The organism is Methylophilus sp. Q8 (assembly GCF_000800115.1).
Lineage (GTDB): Bacteria > Pseudomonadota > Gammaproteobacteria > Burkholderiales > Methylophilaceae > Methylophilus.
In genome coordinates this window covers 1,367,839-1,390,082 of record NZ_JUHE01000001.1, presented here as the reverse complement: position 1 = coordinate 1,390,082, position 22,244 = coordinate 1,367,839, and the positions used below count along the sequence as shown (strand labels likewise).

The window sequence follows — 22,244 nt, the reverse complement described above, 5'->3', positions numbered from 1 at the left end:
AAAATCACCCTTTTGCACACTATAGATAAAAAAAAAGTGCTTGGCAAGCACTTTGGGAGAAAAAATCTCTTTTAAAGACAAAGACTTAGAGCATTTTAACAAAGCAATTTAAATCAAGAGATTGGCGCAATTAACACATAAAATTGTTTAATAAAAATAGCTATCTCATTGAAAATATTGAATAATTAAAAAATGTTATTTTTTGCTGATTTTTTTAGCATCAAAAAAAGTCCGGCATGGTCGAATAAAACATACCAACCAGCACCCAACCATCCAATACATATATGTCCAGCAGATTGAAATTTTTAATCATAGGCGCAGGCATTTTACTGGCCATGGAGTGGCGCGCATGGTGGTACACCTTGACGCCGACACCAGACTACAGCCACGGCAAAGTGCTGCTGTACGCCACCGACTGGTGCCCTTACTGCGAAAAGACCAGGGCATTACTGCAACAACGGCAGATTAGCTATCAGGAAGTCAACATTGAAAGGTCTGCCGAAGCGCAGGCTCAATACCAGCGGCTGGCAGGCAAAGGCGTGCCGGTGTTGCTGATTGCAGGGGAAGTGGTGCGAGGGTATAACGAACAGCGCATCAGCGCAGCGCTGGATCAATGGCAAGCGCGCCAGGCGCAGACCATGCTTCAGCCAAACATGATGAAGGAAAAATAAAGCCAACCGGTAAGCCGGGTTCTGTATCCACTTGCGCGGCGACAGTCATTCATCTAGGCGTGCAATTGCTCACACGCTCAAGCTATCTACCCGCTGGCAGCGCGAGCCACGCCTTATTACTTGCGTAAAATGCCAGCCTATTTGATATTGCTGCAGATGGAGGTTACCGCGTTTCACCGTAACTTAATACGCTCGTCTCTGTGGCCCTATTCCTCACCTTATACTGTTACCAGCTTTCAGCGTACGGCCGTTAGCCGTCATCCCGCTCTGTGCAGCCCGGACTTTCCTCCCCCTGTTTGCACAGGCGGCGACTGTCTGGTTGGCTTCATGGCTATTTTACCACGCGGACCACTAGACCTATAATATTGAAAAAACATTCCCCTCTCCATTAATCATGACCACAACAGAAAAGTCCGGCCAGCTAGACCCTTCCTGGCAAACCCACATCGGCGCCGAATTCGACAAGCCTTATATGCAAACACTGAAAACGTTTTTGCAGCAGGAAAAAGTCGCCGGCAAAACCATCTTTCCGCCGGGGCCACTCATCTTCAATGCGTTTAACCATACCCCGTTCGACAAAGTGCGTGTGGTGATTATCGGGCAAGACCCTTACCATGGCCCGGGGCAAGCGCATGGCCTAAGTTTTTCAGTACCGCCAGGCGTCGCTTTGCCGCCTTCGCTGATGAATATTTTCAAGGAGATTCAGGCGGATTTAGGCGTACGCATGAGCGGGAGCGGCGACCTGACTGCCTGGGCAGATCAGGGCGTATTACTATTGAACGCTACACTGACGGTACAACTGGCCAATGCTGGCTCGCACCAGAACCGGGGCTGGGAGCAATTTACCGATGCCGCCATTGCCGCGCTCAACCAGCATAGGGAAGGCTTAGTGTTTGTATTGTGGGGCAGTTATGCCCAAAAGAAAGGGGCCATGATAGACCCCAATAAACATCTGGTTTTAAAATCCGTACACCCTTCACCACTGTCGGCGCACCGGGGATTTTTTGGCAATCACCAGTTTTCCAACATCAACCAGTTCCTAAGCAGCAAAGGGCAGACGCCGATTAACTGGCAACTATAAATCCGGGCAAGCACCGCCAACTAAGGCTTAACAACCAGCGCGTTTTTGACGGATTTCACGCCACTGACACTGGTGGCAATCTTTTCAGCACGCGCCTTCTGCTCGGCGTTATCGACAAACCCACTCAAAATCACCACATTATCTTTGGTTTCGACACTGACTTTAAAGCTGCTAAAGTTTTTCTCTACCAGGTATTTGGACTTAATTTTGGTCGTAATGGCACTGTCAGTCGCCGCCTGTTTATTTTCAGCGCTATCCACCTTGGATTTATAAGCGGCAAACTCGTCCAGATCCAGGCTGCCATTATGGTTTGTATCCGCTTTGGCAAAAGAGCCGGTGTGGAAATCCTTATCCTTGGCAGCCTCTTTCTTAGATAACTTGCCATTACCATCCGCATCTACCGCTTTAAAGGCTTGTGCATACGGCGCTTGCTCACCGCGCATTTCGTCTATCGTCACCGCAAATGCCTGCGCACTGAATATCACACCAGACATCACACCGAATCCTGCAATCAACCACTTGTTGTTCATCGCTTACCCTCCAATGTTTTAAAGTGTTACACCAGCTTCCATGCAATGGTTTGTCCGGCACGCAATGGCACTAGCACATCATCCGCAAACGGAATGCTTTCAGGCACCAGCCAGCTTTCCTTGCGCAATGTGATGGTGTCAGTGTTGCGCGGCAAACCGTAAAAATCTGCCCCATAAAAACTGGCGAAGCCTTCCAGCTTATCCAGCGCACCCGCCTCTTCAAATGCTTCGGCATACAACTCAATCGCCGCATGGGCAGTATACATGCCCGCACAACCGCAACTCGCCTCTTTGGCGGATTTAGGATGCGGCGCACTGTCAGTGCCCAGGAAAAATCTGGATGAGCCTGAAATCGCCGCTTTCACCAAGGCTTCACGATGTGTTTCACGCTTGAGTACTGGCAAGCAGTAATGATGCGGGCGGATACCACCAGTAAACATGGCATTACGATTCATCAGCAAATGGTGCGCGGTAATGGTCGCGGCCAGGTTGGCCGGGCCTGCGGCCACAAATTCAGCCGCGTCTTTGGTGGTGATATGCTCGAACACCACTTTGAGGCCAGGGAAGTCCTTTAACAACGGTTGCAAATGTCGCTCGATAAATACCTTCTCACGGTCAAACACATCCACATCGCCATCGGTCACTTCGCCGTGGATCAGCAAGGGCATGCCCTGCTTTTCCATCTCTGCCAATGCGCCTGCACATTTGGCCAGGCTGGTCACGCCAGAGTCACTATTGGTGGTCGCGCCAGCCGGATACAACTTCACCGCCTGCACCACACCACTCGCGCGGGCCGCCGCAATTTCTTGCGCCGGTGTATTGTCAGTTAAATACAAAGTCATCAGCGGCTCAAATGCAAGCCCGGCAGGCAGCGCCTGTTTGATGCGTTGATAATAAGCCAGCGCCAGGTCGGCTGTCGTCACCGGTGGCCGCAAATTGGGCATAACGATGGCGCGGGCAAATTGTTTCGCCGTGTCTGGCAATACAGACTGCAGGCCAGTGCCGTCCCTCAGGTGCAAATGCCAGTCATCCGGGCGGGTCAGGGTGATTTCAGTGGTCATACTCTGTTACCTTTTAATCTGGGCTTGCCGCTTTAAGCGCAAGCGCTGCTTCATATAATTCGTTTTTCTTCTGGCCTGTAATATCGGTTGCCAGCGCCACCGCCTGCTTGAGTGGCAACTCCTGCAATAGACGCTGCAATATCCTTAATGTCTCTTCATCCAGGCCATCGGGCTTTTCCTGCAGATCAGGATGCACCAGCACCACAAACTCGCCGCGCTGCTGATTGGTATCTGCATTTAACCAGTCTACCGCGTCTGTCAACAGGCAGGTATGGATGGTTTCAAAGGTCTTGGTCAGCTCGCGCGCCAGCGTCAGTTGCCGCGCACCACCTAACACATCATGCAAATCTTGCACGCACTCGACAATGCGGTGTGGCGCCTCGTAAAACACCAGCGTAGACGGAATTGCCTTAAGCAACTGCAAGCGCTTGCGGCGCTGTGAACCACTTGCCGGCAAAAAACCTTCAAAATAAAAACCAGGCTGGGTAATGCCTGCGGCTGACAACGCCGCAATGATCGCACTCACACCGGGGATAGGTACCACCTTCACGCCCGCCTGTCGCACCACTTGCACGACTACTGCACCAGGATCGCTGACTGCTGGCGTACCGGCGTCAGTAATCAGCGCGATGGATTCACCTGCCAGCAAGCGTTTCACCAGGCCTTGCGCCGACTGCTGCTCGTTATGCTCATGCACTGCCAGTAAAGGCTTGCTGATACCGAAATGCCGCAACAAACCGACACTGTGGCGGGTATCTTCGGCCGCGATCGCATCGACCTGCTGTAAGGTGGTGAGTGCGCGCTGGGTGATATCCCCCAGATTGCCGATGGGCGTTGCCACCACATATAATGTACCAATCTCGTTCATGCACGTATTTTATGCCATCGCGCCAGTTTCGCTAAGCACTAAAGCAGGCTGCGTGATGCGACAAAAGCCAAAGCCATCATGAAACTCAACGCTAATAATCAAGGACTGGCCGCAGAGGTGGCGGCTGTGCATTTCTTGCAGCAGCAAGGCCTGGTGCTATTGGCGCAAAACTATAGTTGCCGCTTTGGTGAGATTGATTTGATCATGCGCGATCAACACACCCTGGTTTTTGTTGAAGTGCGCTTACGCAGCCACCAGGCATTTGCCAGTGCGGCCGACAGCATAGACCATCGCAAACAACAAAAACTCATCCGCGCTGCCCAGCATTACTTACAAATAAACGACCTCAACACGCCGTGCCGCTTCGATGCGATCCTGTTTGACAACCCCCAATACCGCGCGCCGAATTGGATTCGTAATGCAATCGACACATAAAAAGCGTAGAATTTTATTTATCCTCTGCTGTCACACCCAACATCTTTAAGTTTTTCTCGTAGATCAAGGAAGTTTCATGACCCAACAAATTTTCACCAGAAAAGTCTCTGCTATTGCATTGTTATTGATCAGCACGCAGTTGAGTGGCTGTTTTCCTGCAGTCGTGGGCGGCGCAGCAGCCGGTGGCGCGATGGCAGCAGATCGTCGTACGTCTGGCATTTATGTCGAAGATGAAAATATCGAATTAAAAACACTGAAGCGCTTGTCGCAATACATGGACAAAGCATCGCATATCAATGTCACCAGCTACAACCGCATTGTGCTGCTGTCTGGCGAGGTACCGAACGACGCCCAGTTCACACAGGCAGAAACGCTGACGCGTGAAATCTCCAATGTGCGCAACATTCACAACGGGTTGACCGTTGCCCCAGCCTCTTCCATTGGTGACCGCAGCAATGACACGTATATCACCACTAAAGTGAAAGCGCGTTTCGTCAGTGAGCGCCTGTTCCCAGCCAATGTGGTGAAAGTGGTCACGGAAGCCAGCGTGGTTTACCTGATGGGCATTGTCTCTGAGAAAGAAGCTACCGACGCGGTAGAAATTGCCAGAACGACAGAAGGCGTGACTAAAGTCGTCAAAGTATTTGAATACACCAATTAATTGTTAACTTCGCTTTAAGGAATCTGCATGGAAAATCAGGAAATTATTATTCAGGGCATTACATTGGCCGGAAAGCCTTTTCGCCCGAGTGACTGGGTGGACCGCATGTGCAGTACCTACGCCACGTTTGGCGACGACAAAAAGTTGCGCTATTCGCCTTACCTGAAGCCAAAACTGGTCAATAACGTGCGCAGCTTGTCGGTAGACATGAAGTTGAAAGACGTCAATCCGGCAGGGTTTGAGCAACTGATTCAGTTTGCCAAAGAGAATCAGCTCAGCGTGATTAACCCGGCAGGGGAAGCAGTGACTATCTAGTTTTAAACGTTATTTAGGCGCTGACGCGGCCTCCTTAAGCAGGTTTTCCAACCATTGCCTGCTTAAGGCGCCGCGTTTTACTTTGTACAGCGAACCATCCGGTGCATAAATATAAGTCGTCGGCAGCACCTCAGGGCTTGATATCGCCACTTTTTGCGCATCCGCGAGCACAATCGGGTAAGAAATCAGCATGTCGTCCGCATATTTTTGCACGCTTTGCACGGACTCATACTTTACAGCCACCCCCAGCACCATCACCCCCTCTTTGGCATGGGCATCATAAAAAGTCACCAACTGCGGCATTTCTTCAAGACATGGCGGGCACCAGGGCGCCCAGTAATTCACTACCAGCCACCGGCCTTTGTACTGCGAAAGCTGATGACTGTGACCTGCCATATCCTGCATGTGCCAGTTAGCCAAGGGCACGGCGGCCAGACTATTCATCATCAGGCATATGCCCAACACAACCTTTAATAGATGAAATAACATGCTGCAGCCCTTGTTTTTAATCAAAACGCTCCCCATACTGAATAGCATAGACGGAAAAAACTTGATTATGCGGGAAAACTGTTGCTATACTAGTTGTTATCTCGTTTGGTAATTTCATCTTTCAGCAAATTACTAATTCAAACAAAATTTAGCCACACTTTCAAAAAAATTCTGTTTAAATCCAGTCTACATTTGATTTAAATTCTTCACCAATCTTAAGAGGCAATAATGAGCGACAACATTACCCATTTAAGCGACGCCAGCTTTGAACAAGAAGTACTGCAATCCACAGTGCCAGTATTGGTTGATTATTGGGCAGAATGGTGCGGCCCTTGTAAAATGATTGCGCCGATTCTGGATGACATCAGCAAAGAATATGCTGGTCGCCTGAAAGTGGCAAAACTGAACATTGATGATAACCAGAATACGCCGCCAAAATACGGCATTCGTGGTATCCCAACCCTGATGTTGTTTAAAAACGGCAATGTGGAAGCGACTAAAGTCGGTGCATTGTCCAAGTCTCAACTCAGCGCGTTTATCGACAGCAACATTTAATCTACTTACCCGGTTTCCAGTCTGCGAAACCGGGTTTTCTTTTCAATCTCTCCGCCGTTTCTCAGTCTAGCGAGTTACTCAATGCACTTATCCGACCTCAAACATCTCCCCGTGACCGAACTGGTCGACATGGCCATTGCCAATGACATTGAAAATGCCAGCCGCATGCGCAAGCAAGATCTTATTTTTGCGATCCTTAAAAACAAGGCCAAAAAAGGCGACAGCATTTTTGGTGATGGCACGCTGGAGGTATTACCAGACGGGTTCGGCTTTTTGCGCTCCCCGGATACTTCATACCTGGCGGGCCCGGACGATATTTACGTATCTCCGTCGCAAATACGCCGCTTTAACCTGCACACAGGTGACAGCATTCAAGGCGAAATTCGTACGCCTAAAGATGGTGAGCGCTATTTTGCCTTGGTGAAAGTGGATAGCGTCAATAATGAAGCGCCGGAAAATACCAAACACAAAATCCTGTTTGAGAACCTGACGCCACTGTTCCCAACCATACCACTGACACTGGAACGCGAAATCCGCGGTGAAGAAAACATTACCAGCCGCGTGATCGATATGATTGCGCCGATTGGTAAAGGTCAACGTGCGCTGCTGGTTGCCAGCCCGAAAAGCGGTAAAACTGTCATGCTGCAAAACATTGCCCATGCGATTACCGCCAACCATCCTGACTGTATCATGATCGTGTTACTGATTGATGAGCGTCCGGAAGAAGTGACAGAAATGACACGCTCTGTACGCGGCGAAGTGGTGGCATCCACCTTTGATGAACCAGCGACCCGCCACGTGCAAGTGGCCGAGATGGTGCTGGAAAAAGCCAAACGCCTGGTAGAACACAAAAAAGACGTGGTGATTCTGCTGGATTCGATTACTCGTCTGGCACGTGCTTACAACACGGTGATTCCTTCTTCTGGCAAAGTATTAACCGGTGGTGTGGATGCTAATGCCCTGCAAAAACCAAAGCGTTTCTTTGGTGCGGCACGTAACGTCGAAGAAGGGGGTTCACTGACCATTATCGCCACTGCGCTGGTAGATACTGGGTCGCGCATGGATGACGTGATTTACGAGGAATTTAAAGGTACCGGCAACATGGAAATCCATCTGGATAGACGCATGGCCGAAAAACGTACTTACCCTGCCATTAACGTCAACAAGTCTGGCACCCGTCGCGAAGAGCTGCTGCTGGACAAAGACGTACTGCAAAAAATCTGGGTATTGCGCAAACTGCTCTACCCGATGGACGACCTCGAGGCGATGGAATTCTTGCTCGACAAAATCAAGGCGACCAAGAGCAATAACGACTTCTTCGACAGTATGCGTAGAGGCTAGCGCCACCTCGGATGCAATTATTTATCGATCTGCTATTGATAAATCAATAAAAATCATAGATAATCGCGCGTTTACTGCAACTGCTTAAAGATTAGAGAGAAAGCATGAAAGCTGATATTCACCCAAATTACCCGGAAATCAACGTCACATGTAGCTGTGGCAACAAATTCCAAACTCGTTCTACGACAGGCAAAGACCTGAACATTGAAGTATGTTCACAGTGCCACCCGTTCTACACTGGCAAACAGAAGATCGTGGATACTGCTGGTCGCGTTGAGAAATTCCGCCAAAAATACGGCATGTAATTTCGGCGAATATGGTCCAGAAAGGCAGCATGGCTGCCTTTTTTGTTTTTATAGCTAGGCATTTCAGGGGTAATATCACACTCTGATCATGCGTTCATCCCGCGACCCACACCCAACCATGCAGTTTTATATTGATCACGATTGGCAAGAAAACATGGCCACCCCACGCGCCAAAGTGGGGGAGCGCGCCAAAACGCATCTGCTGATTTTGCTATGCGCCATCTGGCTGTGTGTGGGTTTGATTGGCCACTCGCCGTGGAAACCGTTTGAATCGCAATCGGCCAGCATTATTCAAAGCCTGATCGATCACCCTTTTCTGTCTGCTAACAGTTGGACACACGGCCACTGGATTGCGCCAGTCTCAGCCGGACACCCCTTACTGGAAACGCCACCATTATTTTACTGGGCAGCCACCGGCTTTGCCCATTTACTCTCACCCTTGCTACCAACGCACGACGCTGCCAGGCTCAGTGTAGGTCTATGGATGCTGCTGACCCTGATCATGACCGGGCTGAGTGGTCGCGAATTATGGAATCTGGGGGTAGGTCGTCAAACCAACTTTATTTTTATCGGCTGCCTGGGATTGGTCGTCAGCGCCCATACCATGATGCCTGCCGTTGCGGCACTCAGCGGCATCACCATGGCTTTTTACGCCCTGGCCCTGGTGATGCGCAAACCGATACGCGCCATGTGGTTACTTTGCACCGGCCTGTTAATCGCCTTTTTGGCAGGTGGCGTGGTGCCTGCTCTCACGATTATGTTATCTGTGCTTGGCCTGTTATTTGTCCCCGCCATTCGCCAGCACAAACCCACTTACCGGGCCATGTTAACAGGCACCTTGCTTGCCATGCCCGGGATCTGGCTATGGTGCTGGTTATGCCAGCAATGGGCGCCTGGCCTGTGGCACGCGTGGTGGCAATCGCAATGGCAATTCCAGCTGCCTGGCAATCATGGCTACTTTTTAAGAACACTGGCCTGGTATGCCTGGCCAGCCCTGCCGTTCGCCATGTGGGGCGTTTGGCGATTCAGGCACTCCGTGCTGACCACTTACCGCTTTCAGCTCGGGCTGATTTTCTTCGGCATTGCCTTTATATTGATCGGCTTCATGAGCGACCGCAGTGAAGTAAGCGCATTACCTCTACTGGTGCCATTGACCGTATTGGCTGCAGGCAGCATCGAAACCCTTAAACGCGGCGCCGCGGGTGCTTTAAACTGGTTTGGCCTGATTTTGTTTGGCATCCTGATTGCCATTGCCTGGCTGGGCTGGTGGGCCATGCTCAACGGCTCGCCAGTGAAGCTCTACCAGCGCCTGAGTTACCTGTCAGGACTGGAAACCATCCATTTCAGCCTGTTATACGGCGCGATTGCCGTTGCGGTGACCTTGATCTGGCTGTCAATTGTGTTGCGTGCCAAGCACTCCAACCGTTCCAGCGCCACCAACTGGGCCATCGGCATGACCTGTGCCTGGACAGTGTTTATGAGCTTATGGCTGCCAATGATAGAAGCTGCACGCACTTACCAGCCACTGTTTGAAGACCTGCGCAAGCACCTGCCTGCGCATTACAATTGCATCCACGCACAAAATATCGGTGCGTCACAAGAAGACTTGCTGCACTATCATTCTGGCATACGCTTGCATGCAGGCACACACCTAAAAGACCACGAGCAAGCCAAGTCTACGCAGTGCGATTTGTATTTGATTGAAGACCAGCCGGGCAAGCGCCATATATTGCCTGGTGAAGAGTGGCGTGTGATCTGGGAAGGCGAACAAACCCGCCAGAACCGGGAATCTTTCAGGCTATTGCAGCGCCACTAAAAGTTCTGGGGATTGCTGGGCCAGCGGTTCAGCAACAGAAAGCCCCCGGCATAAGGCGCATTCTGAAAAGGAATTATGCCTGCACGTGTTGCTGGATCGCGGCAATCACTCGCGGATGCAGCCCCTGCCCTTGATGTTGCTGCACATGCGCAACCAGTGAGTTAATCATCACGGAATTCCAGAATTTCTTCAGGTGGCTGGCAATCTCCAGCTTGGCCTCTTCCACGTCTGGATTCGCTTCAAAAAAGTCGCCAATCTGGTTGGCCATCTTGATTAATTTTTCCACTTCCATAGGCTTACACTCTTTCTAGCGAAACGCACGCGCATCTAATTCTGACAGTGCACCGCTATACACGACGCACTGCCCGGCTTTGGCAAAGCCAACCAGCAAAAAACCATATTCCTGCGCCAAATTGACTGCCAACGCAGTGGGGGCAGACAGCGCGATCAGTACCTGCCCGCCACACATCGCAACTTTTTGCACCATTTCGTAGCTGGCCCGGCTGGTCGTCAACACCCAGTGCTGCGCCCAGAAGGTCGAAAAATCGCAGCCCTGGCGCAACAGGCTGCCAACCAGCTTATCCAGTGCATTATGCCTGCCGACATCTTCACGCACACACACCACCTGCCCACTGGCATCAGCAATCGCACTCGCATGCGTAGCGCCCGTCAGTTGCTGCAAGGGTTGCTGTGATTTCAATCCGGCCAGCGCCGCATCAATGGCCGACAATGACACCGTCACCAATGGCCCAGTCGCCGACATCGGCTGTTTAAACACTTGCTGCAAACTCTCTGCACCACACAAACCACACCCTGTGCGCCCGGTTAAATTACGGCGCTGCGCCTTGAGCAGGGCAAACTGCTCTGTGGCCAATTCAATATGTAACTCTATGCCCTGTAATGGCCCGTTCGCATGAAACAAGGCTTTAGCATCTATGCCATAAATCTGGCTACGATGACTGATAATGCCTTCAGTAAACGAAAAACCATAGGCAAAATCCTCAAGATCAGCCGGGGTCGCCAGCATGACCACATGCGAAATACCGTTATACACCAGCGCAATCGGCACCTCTTCTGCCACCGCATCCGGCAGGGCAGACGACACCCCTTCGCGCCAGCGGGTCACATGCAATGTACTCACCGCCTGTTCAGCCGCAATGGCTTGCCATTCACTACTCGCAGGCAGCGGACAACCTTTTACATCAACTTCAACTGTCATCAAGAAACAACCGTGTGCGGATCCATCCCCGACAATTCAATTTGCGTGTCGCTAAACGAACGGTAATGTTGCTGCCAATCCGACAGCTGATTGACTTTAGACACTTGCACCGCCGTCACCTTGTATTCCGGGCAATTGGTCGCCCAGTCGGAGTTGTCTGTGGTAATCACATTTGCGCCGGATTCAGGATGATGGAACGTGGTATACACCACACCAGGCTGTACGCGCTCGGTAATCTTGGCACGCAACACCGTTTGTCCGGCACGACTGCTGATGCCTACCCAGTCGCCTTCGGCAATACCGCGATCTTCAGCATCGTGCGGATGAATTTCAATCAGATCCTCATGGTGCCAGGCCACGTTTTCTGTGCGGCGTGTTTGCGCGCCCACATTGTATTGCGACAGAATACGGCCAGTGGTCAGAATCAGCGGATATTTCTGGTTCACGCGCTCTGTGGTTGGCACATATTGGGTAATAAAGAACTTGCCCTTACCACGCACAAACTCATCGACGTGCATGGTTGGCGTACCACTAGGCGCTTCGTCATTACATGGCCACTGGATGCTGCCCAGTTCATCAAGTTTTTTGAAGCTGACACCGGTAAAGGTCGGCGTCAAGGCAGCAATCTCGTCCATGATTTCGCTGGCATGCGCATAATGCATGGGGTAACCCAAGGCTTCTGAGAATTTGGCAGTAATTTCCCAATCTTCCATCCCGGCCTCATGCTGACCATGGTCTCTGAGACCATTCTTAGGCGTCATCACTTTACGCACAGGCGAAATACGACGCTCGGCATTGGTAAAAGTGCCGTTCTTCTCAAGGAAAGACGCGCCAGGGAAAAATACGTGAGCAAACTTGGCCGTTTCGTTGAGGAACAAGTCCTGCACAATCACGCACTCCATACTTTCCAGCGCATGGGTCACATGCTGGGTATCCGGATCAGACTGGGCAATATCTTCACCCACGCAATACACGGCTTTAAAGCTGCCTTCTGCAGCTAAATCCAGCATATTGGGGATACGCAAGCCAGGATCTGCACTCAGCGTCACGCCCCAGGCCTGCTCAAATTGCGCACGTGTGGCGTCATCAGACACATGGCGGTAGCCAGGAAATTCATGTGGCATGGAACCCATGTCACAAGAGCCTTGCACATTGTTTTGACCACGCAATGGGTTGACGCCTACGCCTTCGCGGCCAATGTTGGCTGTTGCCATGGCGAGGTTAGCAATACCCATCACGGTGGTAGAGCCCTGGCTATGCTCGGTGACACCCAGGCCGTAGTAGATCGCAGCATTGCCGCCCGTGGCATATAAACGTGCAGCCTCACGCACCTCATTGGCAGGCACACCCAATTCCTTTTCCAAGGCTTCTGGTGAGTTTTCCGGCTTGGCCGCAAAGTCACGCCAGGCAATATACGAATCCCACTCACAACGTGTTTTGACGAAGTCTTCCTGCACTAGACCTTCAGTCACAATCACATGAGAAATGGCAGAAATCATGGCCACATTGGTGCCAGGACGCAGTTTCAAATGGTAATCCGCACGCACATGTGCCGAGTTAGACACCAGGTCAATTTCTCGTGGATCGACCACAATCAGCTTGGCCCCTTCACGCAAGCGGCGTTTCATCAAGGAGCCAAAGACCGGGTGACCGTCGGTTGGGTTCGCTCCCATGACAAAAATCACGTCAGACTGCATAACTGAATCAAAGGTCTGCGTACCGGCAGACTCACCCAGGGTTTGCTTCAAGCCATAACCAGTGGGGCTGTGGCAGACGCGTGCGCAGGTATCTACGTTATTACTACCAAATACGGCCCGGATCAGCTTTTGTGTCACGTAGACTTCTTCGTTGGTACAACGGCTGGAAGTAATCCCCCCGACCGCCTCTTTACCATATTGCTTTTGAATACGCTGGATTTCACTGGCGGCATAATTTATCGCCTCATCCCAGCCGACTTTTTGCCATGCGTCATGAATACTCTTGCGGATCATGGGTGTGGTAATACGGTCAGCGTGCGTCGCGTAGCCCCAGGCAAAGCGGCCTTTGACACAGCTATGCCCGTGGTTGGCACCCCCTTCTTTGGTCGGCGTCATACGCACCACTTGCTCGCCTTTCATTTCGGCGTCAAAGCTGCAACCCACGCCGCAATAAGCGCATGTGGTGGTGATTTTGTGTTCTGGCGTACCGGCGTCAATCACGGTTTTTTCCATCAGCGTCGCGGTAGGGCAAGCTTGGACGCAAGCACCGCAAGACACGCATTCTGACTCCAGAAAGTCTTTGCCGCCGGCAGAGACCTTGCTATCAAAGCCGCGGCCCTGGATGGTCAGTGCGAATGTCCCTTGTGTTTCTTCGCACGCACGCACGCAGCGTGAACAGACAATACATTTAGAAGCATCAAATGTGAAATAGGGATTGGACTCATCCTTGGCCTGACCGAGGTGATTCTCACCATCATAGCCATAACGCACTTCGCGCAAACCTACCGCGCCCGCCATATCTTGCAGCTCGCAATCACCGTTAGCAGTACAGGTCAGGCAATCCAGCGGATGGTCTGAAATATAGAGTTCCATGACACCACGGCGCACATCGGCCAGTTTAGGCGTCTGCGTTTTCACCTTGAGCCCAGGCGCCACAGGCGTGGTACAAGACGCCGGGTAACCGCGGCGGCCTTCGATCTCGACCAGGCATAAACGGCAAGAGCCAAATGGCTCCAATGAGTCAGTCGCGCACAACTTAGGCACGGTCACACCGCCCAGTTGCGCGGCATGCATGATAGAAGTCCCATCAGGCACGGTCACATCTATGCCGTCAATATTCAGCGTCACCATGGTGGTGCCGTCAGACTTGGGCGTGCCGTAATCGGTATCCGCATCGTATTTAAGTGCTTGCGGCTGTGAAGAGGAGTATTTGATGTCATCCATAATGTCATCCTTCGCCGCCCTTAGGCAGCAGCTTCTTTATTGCTTAGACCAAAGTCTTCAGGGAAATGATTCAGGGCGCTCAACACCGGGTAAGGCGTCATGCCCCCCAATGCACACAAGGAACCATTCAGCATGGTGTCGGACAAGTCACGCAGTAACTGCACATTTTGCGGGTGGTTCTTGCCCAGCACAATTTTGTCCATCACCTCTACGCCGCGCGTAGAGCCTATACGGCACGGCGTACATTTGCCGCAACTTTCAATGGCACAAAACTCAAAGGCATAACGTGCCATGTTGGCCATATCGACACTGTCATCAAACGCCACAATACCGCCATGGCCCAGCACGGCCCAAATCTTGGTAAACGCTTCATAATCCAGCGGCGTATCAAACTGGCTCTCCGGCAAATAAGCCCCCAATGGGCCACCTACCTGTACGGCGCGAATAGGCCGACCCGAGGCAGAACCGCCACCATAGTCATACAATAGCTCACGTAAAGTGGCACCAAACGCCAGCTCGACCAGACCGGTTTGTTTTAAATTGCCGGCCAGTTGAATAGGCAAAGTACCACGTGAACGGCCCATGCCGTAATCGGCATAATATTGCGCGCCTTTATCCAGAATAATTGGCACGGTCGCCAGTGAAATCACATTATTAACAATGGTCGGCTTGCCAAACAAGCCTTCAATCGCAGGTAATGGTGGTTTAAATCTGACCAGGCCACGCTTGCCTTCCAGGCTTTCCAACAAGGAGGTTTCTTCGCCGCAGACATAGGCACCCGCGGCACGACGCACTTCGAGATGAAAAGTATGGCCCGAGCCCAGAATATTTTCGCCCAGGTAGCCCGCTAAATTCGCTTTACGGATGGCCTCATTCAGTGTTTTCAGCGCATGCGGATATTCGCTGCGCAAATAGATATAACCTTGGGTAGCCCCCACTGCAATCGCGGCAATGGTCATGCCCTCAATGAGCACAAAAGGATCATCTTCCATGATCATCCGGTCAGAATAGGTGCCCGAGTCGCCTTCGTCAGCGTTACAAACAACATATTTCTGCTCTGCCGGGGCATTGAGTACGGTATTCCACTTGATGCCGGTGGGGAAAGCCGCACCACCACGACCTCGCAAACCAGAGTCGGTGACTGCTTTAACAATATCGGCACCTGACATGGCCAGGGCATTTTTGAGGCCTTTGTAACCATCATGCGCCAGGTAATCTTCCAGCGAAAGCGGATCGGTAATGCCCACGCGGGCGAAGGTTAAACGTTGCTGTTTTTTCAGCCAGGCCAGTTCATCGGTCAACCCTAAATATAAAGGATGCGCTTTGGCTTTGTCAGCGAGTGCATTGGTAAACTCTGCATTAAACAAGCCAGCCACGTCTGAGGGCTGCACCGGACCAAAGGCGACGCGGCCTTGCGCGGTTTCAACTTCCACCAGTGGCTCTAACCAAAACAAGCCACGTGAACCGTTGCGCACTAATGTCATCTCGACACCCCGTGACTGCGCTTCTTGCATGATTTTTTTAGCCGTACGCTCGGCGCCCAGGGAAAGTGCGGTGGAGTCTATGGGCACATATACCTTAACCATGGCACACCTCGCTAATCAATGCGGTGACCTTGTCGGCACTCATGCGACCATACACTTCATCATCCAGCATCACTGCCGGTGAACAGCCACAGTTACCCAGGCAATACACTGGCAACAAAGTGAGATTACCGTCAGCCGTGGTTTGGTGATAATCCACACCTAGTTTCGCTTTTAGCTCGGCTTCCAGCTTGGCAGACCCCATAGACTGACAGGACTCGGCACAACACACTTGCAGCACGTGCTTGCCGATGGGATGGGTACGGAAATGATGATAAAAACTGACGACACCGTGGACTTCGGCCACAGACAGGGCCAGCGCTTTGGCAATTTCCGGATATACGGCTTCCGGCACATAGCCAATATCGTCCTGAATCGCATGCAACAAAGGCATCAGCCCACCCGGCACATGCTGGTGTGCTTGAATATGCGCCTGTATCTGCGCGTGTTGCTCGTGGCTTAATGTGTTATCCAAACCGACCTCACATTTAACTGGTTACAATTTAGTTACATTCTATCACCCTCGAATCATATCCTCTATTTATGCCTTGTGAAAGCCTAAAAAGGGCATAAAATACGAATTACTTTAGACCTTAATATAGTCATGCAAACAACGGCCACCATTCCTACACAATTGATCGACCAGTTTGGTCGGCGGGTGGACTATATCCGCCTGTCGATCACCGATCGTTGTGATTTCCGTTGCCAATACTGCATGGCAGAAGACATGACGTTTCTGCCACGCGATGCTGTGTTATCACTCGAAGAATGTGCACGCCTCGTTAAACTGTTTGTCCGTATGGGCGTGCGTAAAGTTCGCATCACCGGTGGTGAACCGCTGGTACGCAAAAATGCCATGTGGCTGTTTGAGGAAATTGGTCATTTGCCCGGCCTGGATGAGTGTGTACTCACCACCAATGGCAGCCAGCTGGATAAATATGCCACGGCGCTGAAAACCGCTGGCGTCAAACGCATCAATATCTCCATCGATAGCCTGCAGGCAGACCGTTTTAAAACCATCACCCGTGTGGGCGAATTATCAAAAGTGCTCACCGGACTGGACGCAGCCAGGTCTGCAGGCTTTGACAATATCAAAATCAACACCGTGCTGATGCGTGGCATCAACGACGATGAAGCCGAAGCCCTGGTCAACTTTGCGATTGAAAAACAGGTCGATATCAGCTTTATTGAAGAAATGCCACTAGGGGCAGTGGCGCATGATCGCGAACAAAGTTGCGTCAGCAACACCGAGACGCTTTCCCTGCTAAAAAGTAAGTTCTCACTCACGCCGAGCACCCACAGGACAGGCGGCCCTGCACGTTATTGGCAAGTCAATGGCCAACCAACAAAGATTGGCTTTATCTCACCGCATAGCCACAATTTTTGCGAGAGTTGCAACCGCGTGCGCATTACCTGCCAGGGTGAGTTGTTCCTATGCCTGGGCCAAGACCATCAAGTCAATTTGCTGCCGTTACTGCGCGCGCATCCTGACAACGACCAACCTTTGGTTGATGCCATTTTGCATGGTATGCGTATCAAGCCTCAAGGGCACGATTTCGATTTACGGCGGGCAGCCCCTGCGGTCGTGCGCTTTATGTCGCATACGGGTGGTTAATGCAAATTACCGCAGTCATTCTGGCCGGCGGGCGCGGCACGCGCATGGGCGGTGCCGATAAAGGCCTGGTGAATTATCAAGACAAGCCCTTGGTCGCACACGTGCTGGAACGCATACAGCCGCAGGTGGATCATGTCATCATCAATGCCAACCGCCATGTAGAGCAGTACCAGGAATTTGGCGTCCCGGTGGTCACCGATGCCAACAATCAGTTTGATGGCCCACTGGCAGGCATGCAAGCAGGCATGCATCATGCCACGACAGATTGGATACTCAGCGTCCCCTGCGACTCACCACTGTTGCCGCTGGATTTAGTCAGTCGACTGCGTCGCGCCATCAGCGAGGCCTCGGCAATTAATCACACCCACGCCCTGCTGGCCATTGCGCGCAGCGCCAGTGGCACGCACCCAGTGTTTTGCCTGATGCCACGCCAATTGAGCGTCGACCTCGATGCTTTTCTGCAACAAGGCCAGCGCAAAGTGAGTGCCTGGCAAGCCCAGCATCCCCATGTATTCGTGAGCTTTGAAGATGAGCAAGCGTTTACTAACATCAACCACCACCCCTCTTAGCCTTAGCCATCATGACTAACCAAGCCCTTTTGCAACAACTGGCCAGCAATCCTTCCTGCGCAGATGACTATGACCCTAATGCCATGTCTGTGACGCAAGCACGCCAGTATATCCAGCAATTTTTATCGCCCGTGCAAGACAGTGAAACCATTAGCATCAAGCAAGCGCTGGGGCGCACGCTATCAACGTCTGTGACATCTGGCCTCAATGTGCCTGGCCATGACAATTCGGCCATGGACGGCTTTGCGTTCCGCCATGCAGAGGCGACGCAACCACTAAAAATCGTGGGCACCGCATTTGCAGGTAATCCATTTACCGGTGAGTTAGCCGCAGGCGGCTGCGTCAAAATCATGACAGGTGCGGTGATTCCATCTGGCGTGGATACCGTCGTCATGCAAGAGCACACCACCACTGAAAGTGAGATGGTCACAGTGCTCAAAATCCCGGCCCAAGGTGCCAATATTCGCCTGACAGGGGAAGACATCACGATTGGTCAAACCGTGCTGGCGCGCGGCCATCAAATACAACCGGCCGATATGGGGCTACTGGCCTCGCTGGGCATTGCAGAAGTCCAGGTGTACCGCCGCTTGAAAGTGGCTTTTTTCAGCACCGGCGATGAGCTGGTCAGTGTCGGTCAGCCACTACAGGCGGGCCAGATTTACGACAGTAATCGTTATAGCGTATGGGGCATGTTGCAAGCACTAGGGGTAGACGTGCATGACCTGGGCAATGTCGCCGATGACCCAGATGCATTGGAAAAAACATTGCTACAAGCGGCTGCCGAACATGATGTGGTGATTACCAGTGGCGGCGTATCGGTAGGCGAAGCTGACTTTATGAAGCAATTGCTGGCAAAACACGGCCAGGTATTATTCTGGAAAATCAATATGAAACCGGGCCGCCCACTGGCCTACGGCAAAATCGGCCAATCACATTACTTTGGCTTACCCGGCAATCCAGTGTCTACCATGGTGACCTTTTACCAGTTTGTACAAGCAGCCCTCAAAAACCTGATGGGTTCGAACACCTTTAGCCAGCCCTCATTCAAGGTCGAGTGTGTCAGCGCGATTAAAAAAGCGCCCGGCCGTACCGAGTTCCAGCGTGGCATCTTATTTAAAGCAGGCGAAGACTGGAAGGTTAAAACCACCGGTGAGCAAGGCTCGGGGATTTTGAGCAGCATGAGCCAGGCCAATTGCTTTATTGTGCTGGATGACAAAACCAGCACACTGGCAGCAGGCACGCTGGTTGAGGTGCAACCTTTCAGCGGCATTCGCTAAGCCGCCCGACCCACACAAGCTGGCATGAATCATAAAAAATAGCTTATAGTGTCGGGTCGCAGCGGGGGTTAATCATAAGGGTGTTGGCGTGCAAGCCGTGTTAAAAGAGTCTAAACAGTTCAGTCATGTATTAGAGTGGTGCTTGATTGCTTCACTGCTTATCCATGCCGCGATCATGTTTACCATGCCCAAGCCAGACTATGACCTGCCACCGCCCAAAAAGCAGGAAATCCGCATTGAGTTGGTGAAAGAGCAGCCACCTGCACCAGCGCTGCCAGTCGCCGAGCCGGAGCCTACCCCCGTAAAACCTGAACCACCCAAGCCACAATCGGTAAAGAGCGAGCCCAAACCGGTTGAGCACAAGCCGGTGGAACAAAAACCAGTCGCGCCGCAAAAACCATCCCCAACCCCGGAGCCTCCCACAGAGACACCGCGCCAGGTCGTTGAGTCCCCAGCCCCGGCAGTGATTACAGCCAAACCAACTGTTAGCGAAGCAAAGTCTGAGATGGTGGCGCCTCCAGCGCCGCCTGCACCGGCACCTGAGGCGGTCAAAGCCAGTGGGCCGAGCGAAGGCGATATTGAGGCTGCGCGCAATGCGTTTAAAGAGGCTGCGCAACGTGAAATTCAAAAGAACCTGCGCTATCCAAGAATTGCGCTGGAGCGCGGTATTGAAGGGGTGACCAACCTGCACATTACCTTTGACGACCATGGCAACGTGACTAGCATTGAAGTGGTGGAGTCTAGCGGCAACAAGGCCATCGATGAAGCTGCCATTGCCACCATCAAGAAGTCGCAGTTAAAGTCGCTGTTTAACGATTTATTGCGCGGCAGGCTGAAATCAACCAATGTGCCGGTCAGCTTCAAGCTGGCAAGTTAAGCGGCCATGTTTTTCAAACGCACGTCCTTAGGCACCTCAGCCAGAGCCCACGACAAGCCACTCAGGCACTTACTGCTGTTTCATGACCTGTACTTTATTGCACTGATCGTGTTGGCAGTTGCCAGCGGCGGCTACGGTATTTATCTGTGGGACAAAGCCTCCAAGCAATCGCAACGCATTAACTTTGTCATTCAGGAAATCTACCTGGTGCGCGGCGACCTGTATCGTCAAACCAAAGAGTTATTTGATGCATTTTTCTTGCAGGAAGAGAATGCATTACATGAATACAACCAATACACTACCTCCATCCTGGATCACCTGGAGCGCCTGCAAAATGTCGCCATCGATCAGGAAGAGCGCGATGCGCTGATGGACATAGAACTGAAATACCGCAACCTGGTCAATGAAGCACCGGCCTTGTTTTATCGTTATCAGAATAACCCTGATCGCAAAGCGCAAAAGTCCATTTACCAGGATATTGAAACCGGCATTTTCAGACACTATGAAGAGGTTTCCAAGCGTGCCGAAAACTTGCTGTTTGTGAAACAGGGAGAAATCAAGCAACGCCTGGACGAGGCCAGAAGCAACTCGATTGCGGTGCTCTCATTACCACTGCTACTGGCCTGCATCCTGATTGTGTATTCACGCCGGATTCTGAAAAACTCCATCGTCCGGCCAATTAACGACATCATGCAAGCCACCAATGCCATCAGTACCGGCAACCTGAGCCATCAGGTACCGGAGGCCGGTGCAGAGGAACTGGCGGTGCTGTCGAGAGAAATTAATAAAATGGCCGAAGATCTGGCGGCCAGTCGTGACGCACTGGTTAAAAGCGAAAAACAGGCAGCACTTGGCCTGCTGGTGCCCATGCTGGCGCATAACATCCGCAATCCGCTGGCCAGCATACGTGCGACCGCACAAGTCATTGATGACCCCTTGCTGGATAAAGACACGCTGGAGTCGATTCAAGGCATTATCCATACGGTGGACAGGCTGGAGCGCTGGACAGGCAGCCTGCTGTCTTACCTGCACCCGATCAAACCCATGCTCAACCAGTTGCTGCTTTCCTCTATTGTGCAGGGTGCCATCACCACCTTGCAGCCAAAACTCAATGAAAAGCAGATTAGGGTCATTGAAAACAGCACAACGATCAAACGCCTGGTGCTCACAGACGAACATTTACTGGAACAAATGCTGTACAACCTGCTTCTAAATGCTTCAGAGGCTTCACCGCGAGGCACAGAAATACAGTTAACGTGCAGATTGGCTAATAACCTGCTCACCATCACCATTATCGACCAGGGGCCGGGCATGCCATTCAAGCCGGAGCCCCATGCGCTGACGCCGGGCCCGACCACCAAACGTTTTGGCACCGGCCTGGGCATTCCATTTGCGTTCAAGGTATGCGAGGAGCTGGGCGGTGCCATGGCCTTTGACAGCGAGCCTGGCCAAGGCACGCACATTACCATCACGTTACCGCAATAACGGACTAGACCTGCGGCTGACATGAGAATTTTCGTTTTGTGCTTGCTTAATTTTGTATTTTTATCAACAATGTGATTAAGTGATTGTCATGACTACTATGTTGAATTCACCTGTTCCAGAACTCATCTTACCGGCCACTTCTGGCCTCCAATTTAATAGCAAAGACTATTTGGGTAAGTTTCTCGTTCTCTATTTTTACCCCAAAGATGCCACGCCCGGCTGTACTACGCAGGGCATGCAGTTTCGCGATATGCATGAGCAGTTTGCTGCAGCCAATGCCGTGGTCTTTGGCATTTCACGCGACAGCCTGAAATCACACGAAAATTTCAAAGCCAAGTACACGTTTCCGTTTGAGCTGATTTCTGACAGCGAAGAAATCGCCTGTCAGGCATTCAACGTGATTAAAATGAAGAACATGTACGGCAAACAGGTACGAGGCATTGAACGCAGTACATTTCTGGTCAACCCACAAGGCATCATTGTGCGCGAATGGCGTGGTGTCAAAGTGGATGGTCATGCCGCCGAGGTATACGCCAGTATTCAGTCTTCCCACTCATAAAAGTGATTTTC

24 protein-coding genes and 1 other RNA gene are annotated in these 22,244 nt (G+C 51.7%); 15 read left to right on the top strand and 10 right to left on the bottom strand.

The features are described 5' to 3' along the window. The first annotated feature begins 284 nt into the window (after positions 1-284). Positions 285-671 carry a glutaredoxin family protein gene (locus GQ52_RS06790; protein WP_235273025.1) on the top strand — a complete coding sequence of 129 codons (387 nt, stop codon included), beginning with the start codon at positions 285-287 and terminating at the stop codon, positions 669-671. Here the strand turns inward: GQ52_RS06790 and rnpB are convergent. Beyond that, positions 666-998: RNase P RNA component class A (rnpB, locus tag GQ52_RS13785), an RNA gene on the bottom strand. The two genes, GQ52_RS06790 and rnpB, sit on opposite strands and share 6 nt — an antisense overlap. A gap of 67 nt (positions 999-1,065) precedes the next feature. Here rnpB and ung point away from each other — a divergent pair. Beyond that, the gene (ung, locus tag GQ52_RS06785; protein ID WP_047516147.1) at positions 1,066-1,752 is read left to right on the top strand and encodes a uracil-DNA glycosylase; all 687 of its coding nucleotides are present in this window, start codon (positions 1,066-1,068) and stop codon (positions 1,750-1,752) included. Between the two features lie 20 nt (positions 1,753-1,772). On the opposite strand, the gene GQ52_RS06780 is transcribed toward ung, so the two are convergent. The 3 genes from GQ52_RS06780 to rsmI are packed head-to-tail and all read right to left on the bottom strand — an operon-like array spanning position 1,773 to position 4,211. After that, on the bottom strand, positions 1,773-2,282 hold the full coding sequence (locus GQ52_RS06780) for a BON domain-containing protein (protein ID WP_047516144.1): 510 nt from the start codon (positions 2,280-2,282) through the stop codon (positions 1,773-1,775). A gap of 26 nt (positions 2,283-2,308) precedes the next feature. Then, the gene (gene pyrC / locus GQ52_RS06775; protein WP_047516141.1) at positions 2,309-3,343 is read right to left on the bottom strand and encodes a dihydroorotase; all 1,035 of its coding nucleotides are present in this window, start codon (positions 3,341-3,343) and stop codon (positions 2,309-2,311) included. A 13-nt stretch (positions 3,344-3,356) separates the two neighbouring features. Continuing rightward, positions 3,357-4,211, bottom strand: a complete 855-nt coding sequence (gene rsmI / locus GQ52_RS06770; protein ID WP_047516138.1) for a 16S rRNA (cytidine(1402)-2'-O)-methyltransferase — start codon at positions 4,209-4,211, stop codon at positions 3,357-3,359. Between the two features lie 78 nt (positions 4,212-4,289). Here rsmI and GQ52_RS06765 point away from each other — a divergent pair, with 78 nt between their 5' ends. The 3 genes from GQ52_RS06765 (at position 4,290) to GQ52_RS06755 (ending at position 5,622) form a co-directional block, all read left to right on the top strand. Next, on the top strand, positions 4,290-4,646 hold the full coding sequence (locus GQ52_RS06765) for a YraN family protein (RefSeq protein WP_024930553.1): 357 nt from the start codon (positions 4,290-4,292) through the stop codon (positions 4,644-4,646). A gap of 76 nt (positions 4,647-4,722) precedes the next feature. Next, positions 4,723-5,307 (top strand): BON domain-containing protein, encoded by a 585-nt coding sequence (locus tag GQ52_RS06760; protein ID WP_047516135.1) that lies wholly within the window; start codon positions 4,723-4,725, stop codon positions 5,305-5,307. Positions 5,308-5,334: 27 nt separating this feature from the next. After that, on the top strand, positions 5,335-5,622 hold the full coding sequence (locus tag GQ52_RS06755; protein WP_019883505.1) for a DUF3579 domain-containing protein: 288 nt from the start codon (positions 5,335-5,337) through the stop codon (positions 5,620-5,622). Positions 5,623-5,631: 9 nt separating this feature from the next. Here the strand turns inward: GQ52_RS06755 and GQ52_RS06750 are convergent, their stop codons facing one another. Next, positions 5,632-6,069, bottom strand: a complete 438-nt coding sequence (locus GQ52_RS06750; protein ID WP_235273023.1) for a TlpA disulfide reductase family protein — start codon at positions 6,067-6,069, stop codon at positions 5,632-5,634. Between the two features lie 270 nt (positions 6,070-6,339). Here GQ52_RS06750 and trxA point away from each other — a divergent pair, with 270 nt between their 5' ends. The 4 genes from trxA (at position 6,340) to GQ52_RS06730 (ending at position 10,128) form a co-directional block, all read left to right on the top strand. Continuing rightward, positions 6,340-6,666, top strand: a complete 327-nt coding sequence (trxA, locus tag GQ52_RS06745; RefSeq protein WP_019883507.1) for a thioredoxin TrxA — start codon at positions 6,340-6,342, stop codon at positions 6,664-6,666. 81 nt (positions 6,667-6,747) lie between these two features. Then, positions 6,748-8,007: a transcription termination factor Rho gene (gene rho, locus GQ52_RS06740; RefSeq protein ID WP_019883508.1), complete on the top strand. Its 1,260-nt coding sequence runs from the start codon at positions 6,748-6,750 to the stop codon at positions 8,005-8,007. A gap of 104 nt (positions 8,008-8,111) precedes the next feature. Next, positions 8,112-8,312: a 50S ribosomal protein L31 gene (rpmE, locus tag GQ52_RS06735; RefSeq protein ID WP_019883509.1), complete on the top strand. Its 201-nt coding sequence runs from the start codon at positions 8,112-8,114 to the stop codon at positions 8,310-8,312. An 88-nt stretch (positions 8,313-8,400) separates the two neighbouring features. Continuing rightward, positions 8,401-10,128, top strand: coding sequence for a glycosyltransferase family 39 protein (locus GQ52_RS06730; RefSeq protein ID WP_235273022.1), 1,728 nt, complete (start codon positions 8,401-8,403; stop codon positions 10,126-10,128). Between the two features lie 73 nt (positions 10,129-10,201). Here GQ52_RS06730 and GQ52_RS06725 read toward each other — a convergent pair whose 3' ends face one another. Genes GQ52_RS06725 through GQ52_RS06705 form a run of 5 tightly spaced genes read right to left on the bottom strand, consistent with a single transcriptional unit; the run spans position 10,202 to position 16,326 of the window. Beyond that, positions 10,202-10,420, bottom strand: coding sequence for a formate dehydrogenase subunit delta (locus GQ52_RS06725; RefSeq protein ID WP_047516126.1), 219 nt, complete (start codon positions 10,418-10,420; stop codon positions 10,202-10,204). A 15-nt stretch (positions 10,421-10,435) separates the two neighbouring features. Then, a complete protein-coding gene (gene fdhD, locus GQ52_RS06720; RefSeq protein ID WP_047516123.1) occupies positions 10,436-11,347 on the bottom strand; it encodes a formate dehydrogenase accessory sulfurtransferase FdhD in 912 nt (303 codons plus the stop codon). Further along, positions 11,347-14,268 carry a formate dehydrogenase subunit alpha gene (fdhF, locus tag GQ52_RS06715; protein WP_047516116.1) on the bottom strand — a complete coding sequence of 974 codons (2,922 nt, stop codon included), beginning with the start codon at positions 14,266-14,268 and terminating at the stop codon, positions 11,347-11,349. The genes fdhD and fdhF overlap by 1 nt, the downstream gene beginning before the upstream one ends. A gap of 20 nt (positions 14,269-14,288) precedes the next feature. After that, on the bottom strand, positions 14,289-15,854 hold the full coding sequence (locus GQ52_RS06710; RefSeq protein ID WP_047516113.1) for an NADH-quinone oxidoreductase subunit NuoF: 1,566 nt from the start codon (positions 15,852-15,854) through the stop codon (positions 14,289-14,291). Beyond that, on the bottom strand, positions 15,847-16,326 hold the full coding sequence (locus GQ52_RS06705; protein ID WP_047516111.1) for a formate dehydrogenase subunit gamma: 480 nt from the start codon (positions 16,324-16,326) through the stop codon (positions 15,847-15,849). Before GQ52_RS06705 ends, GQ52_RS06710 begins: the two co-directional genes overlap by 8 nt. Before the next feature lie 129 nt (positions 16,327-16,455). On the opposite strand from GQ52_RS06705, the gene moaA reads away from it, so the two are divergent. From moaA to GQ52_RS06675, 6 genes are all read left to right on the top strand, one after another. Then, entirely contained in the window at positions 16,456-17,466 is a 1,011-nt protein-coding gene (moaA, locus tag GQ52_RS06700) for a GTP 3',8-cyclase MoaA (RefSeq protein ID WP_047516109.1), read from the top strand. Further along, positions 17,466-18,035, top strand: a complete 570-nt coding sequence (gene mobA, locus GQ52_RS06695; protein WP_047516106.1) for a molybdenum cofactor guanylyltransferase MobA — start codon at positions 17,466-17,468, stop codon at positions 18,033-18,035. The genes moaA and mobA overlap by 1 nt, the downstream gene beginning before the upstream one ends. A gap of 11 nt (positions 18,036-18,046) precedes the next feature. Further along, entirely contained in the window at positions 18,047-19,312 is a 1,266-nt protein-coding gene (gene glp, locus GQ52_RS06690; RefSeq protein ID WP_047516103.1) for a gephyrin-like molybdotransferase Glp, read from the top strand. 88 nt (positions 19,313-19,400) lie between these two features. Continuing rightward, on the top strand, positions 19,401-20,189 hold the full coding sequence (locus GQ52_RS06685) for an energy transducer TonB (protein WP_047516100.1): 789 nt from the start codon (positions 19,401-19,403) through the stop codon (positions 20,187-20,189). Between the two features lie 6 nt (positions 20,190-20,195). Further along, positions 20,196-21,674 (top strand): HAMP domain-containing sensor histidine kinase, encoded by a 1,479-nt coding sequence (locus tag GQ52_RS06680; protein ID WP_047516097.1) that lies wholly within the window; start codon positions 20,196-20,198, stop codon positions 21,672-21,674. Positions 21,675-21,771: 97 nt separating this feature from the next. Further along, complete coding sequence (locus tag GQ52_RS06675) at positions 21,772-22,233, top strand: peroxiredoxin (RefSeq protein ID WP_019883523.1); 462 nt, start codon at positions 21,772-21,774, stop codon at positions 22,231-22,233. Positions 22,234-22,244 lie beyond the last annotated feature (11 nt).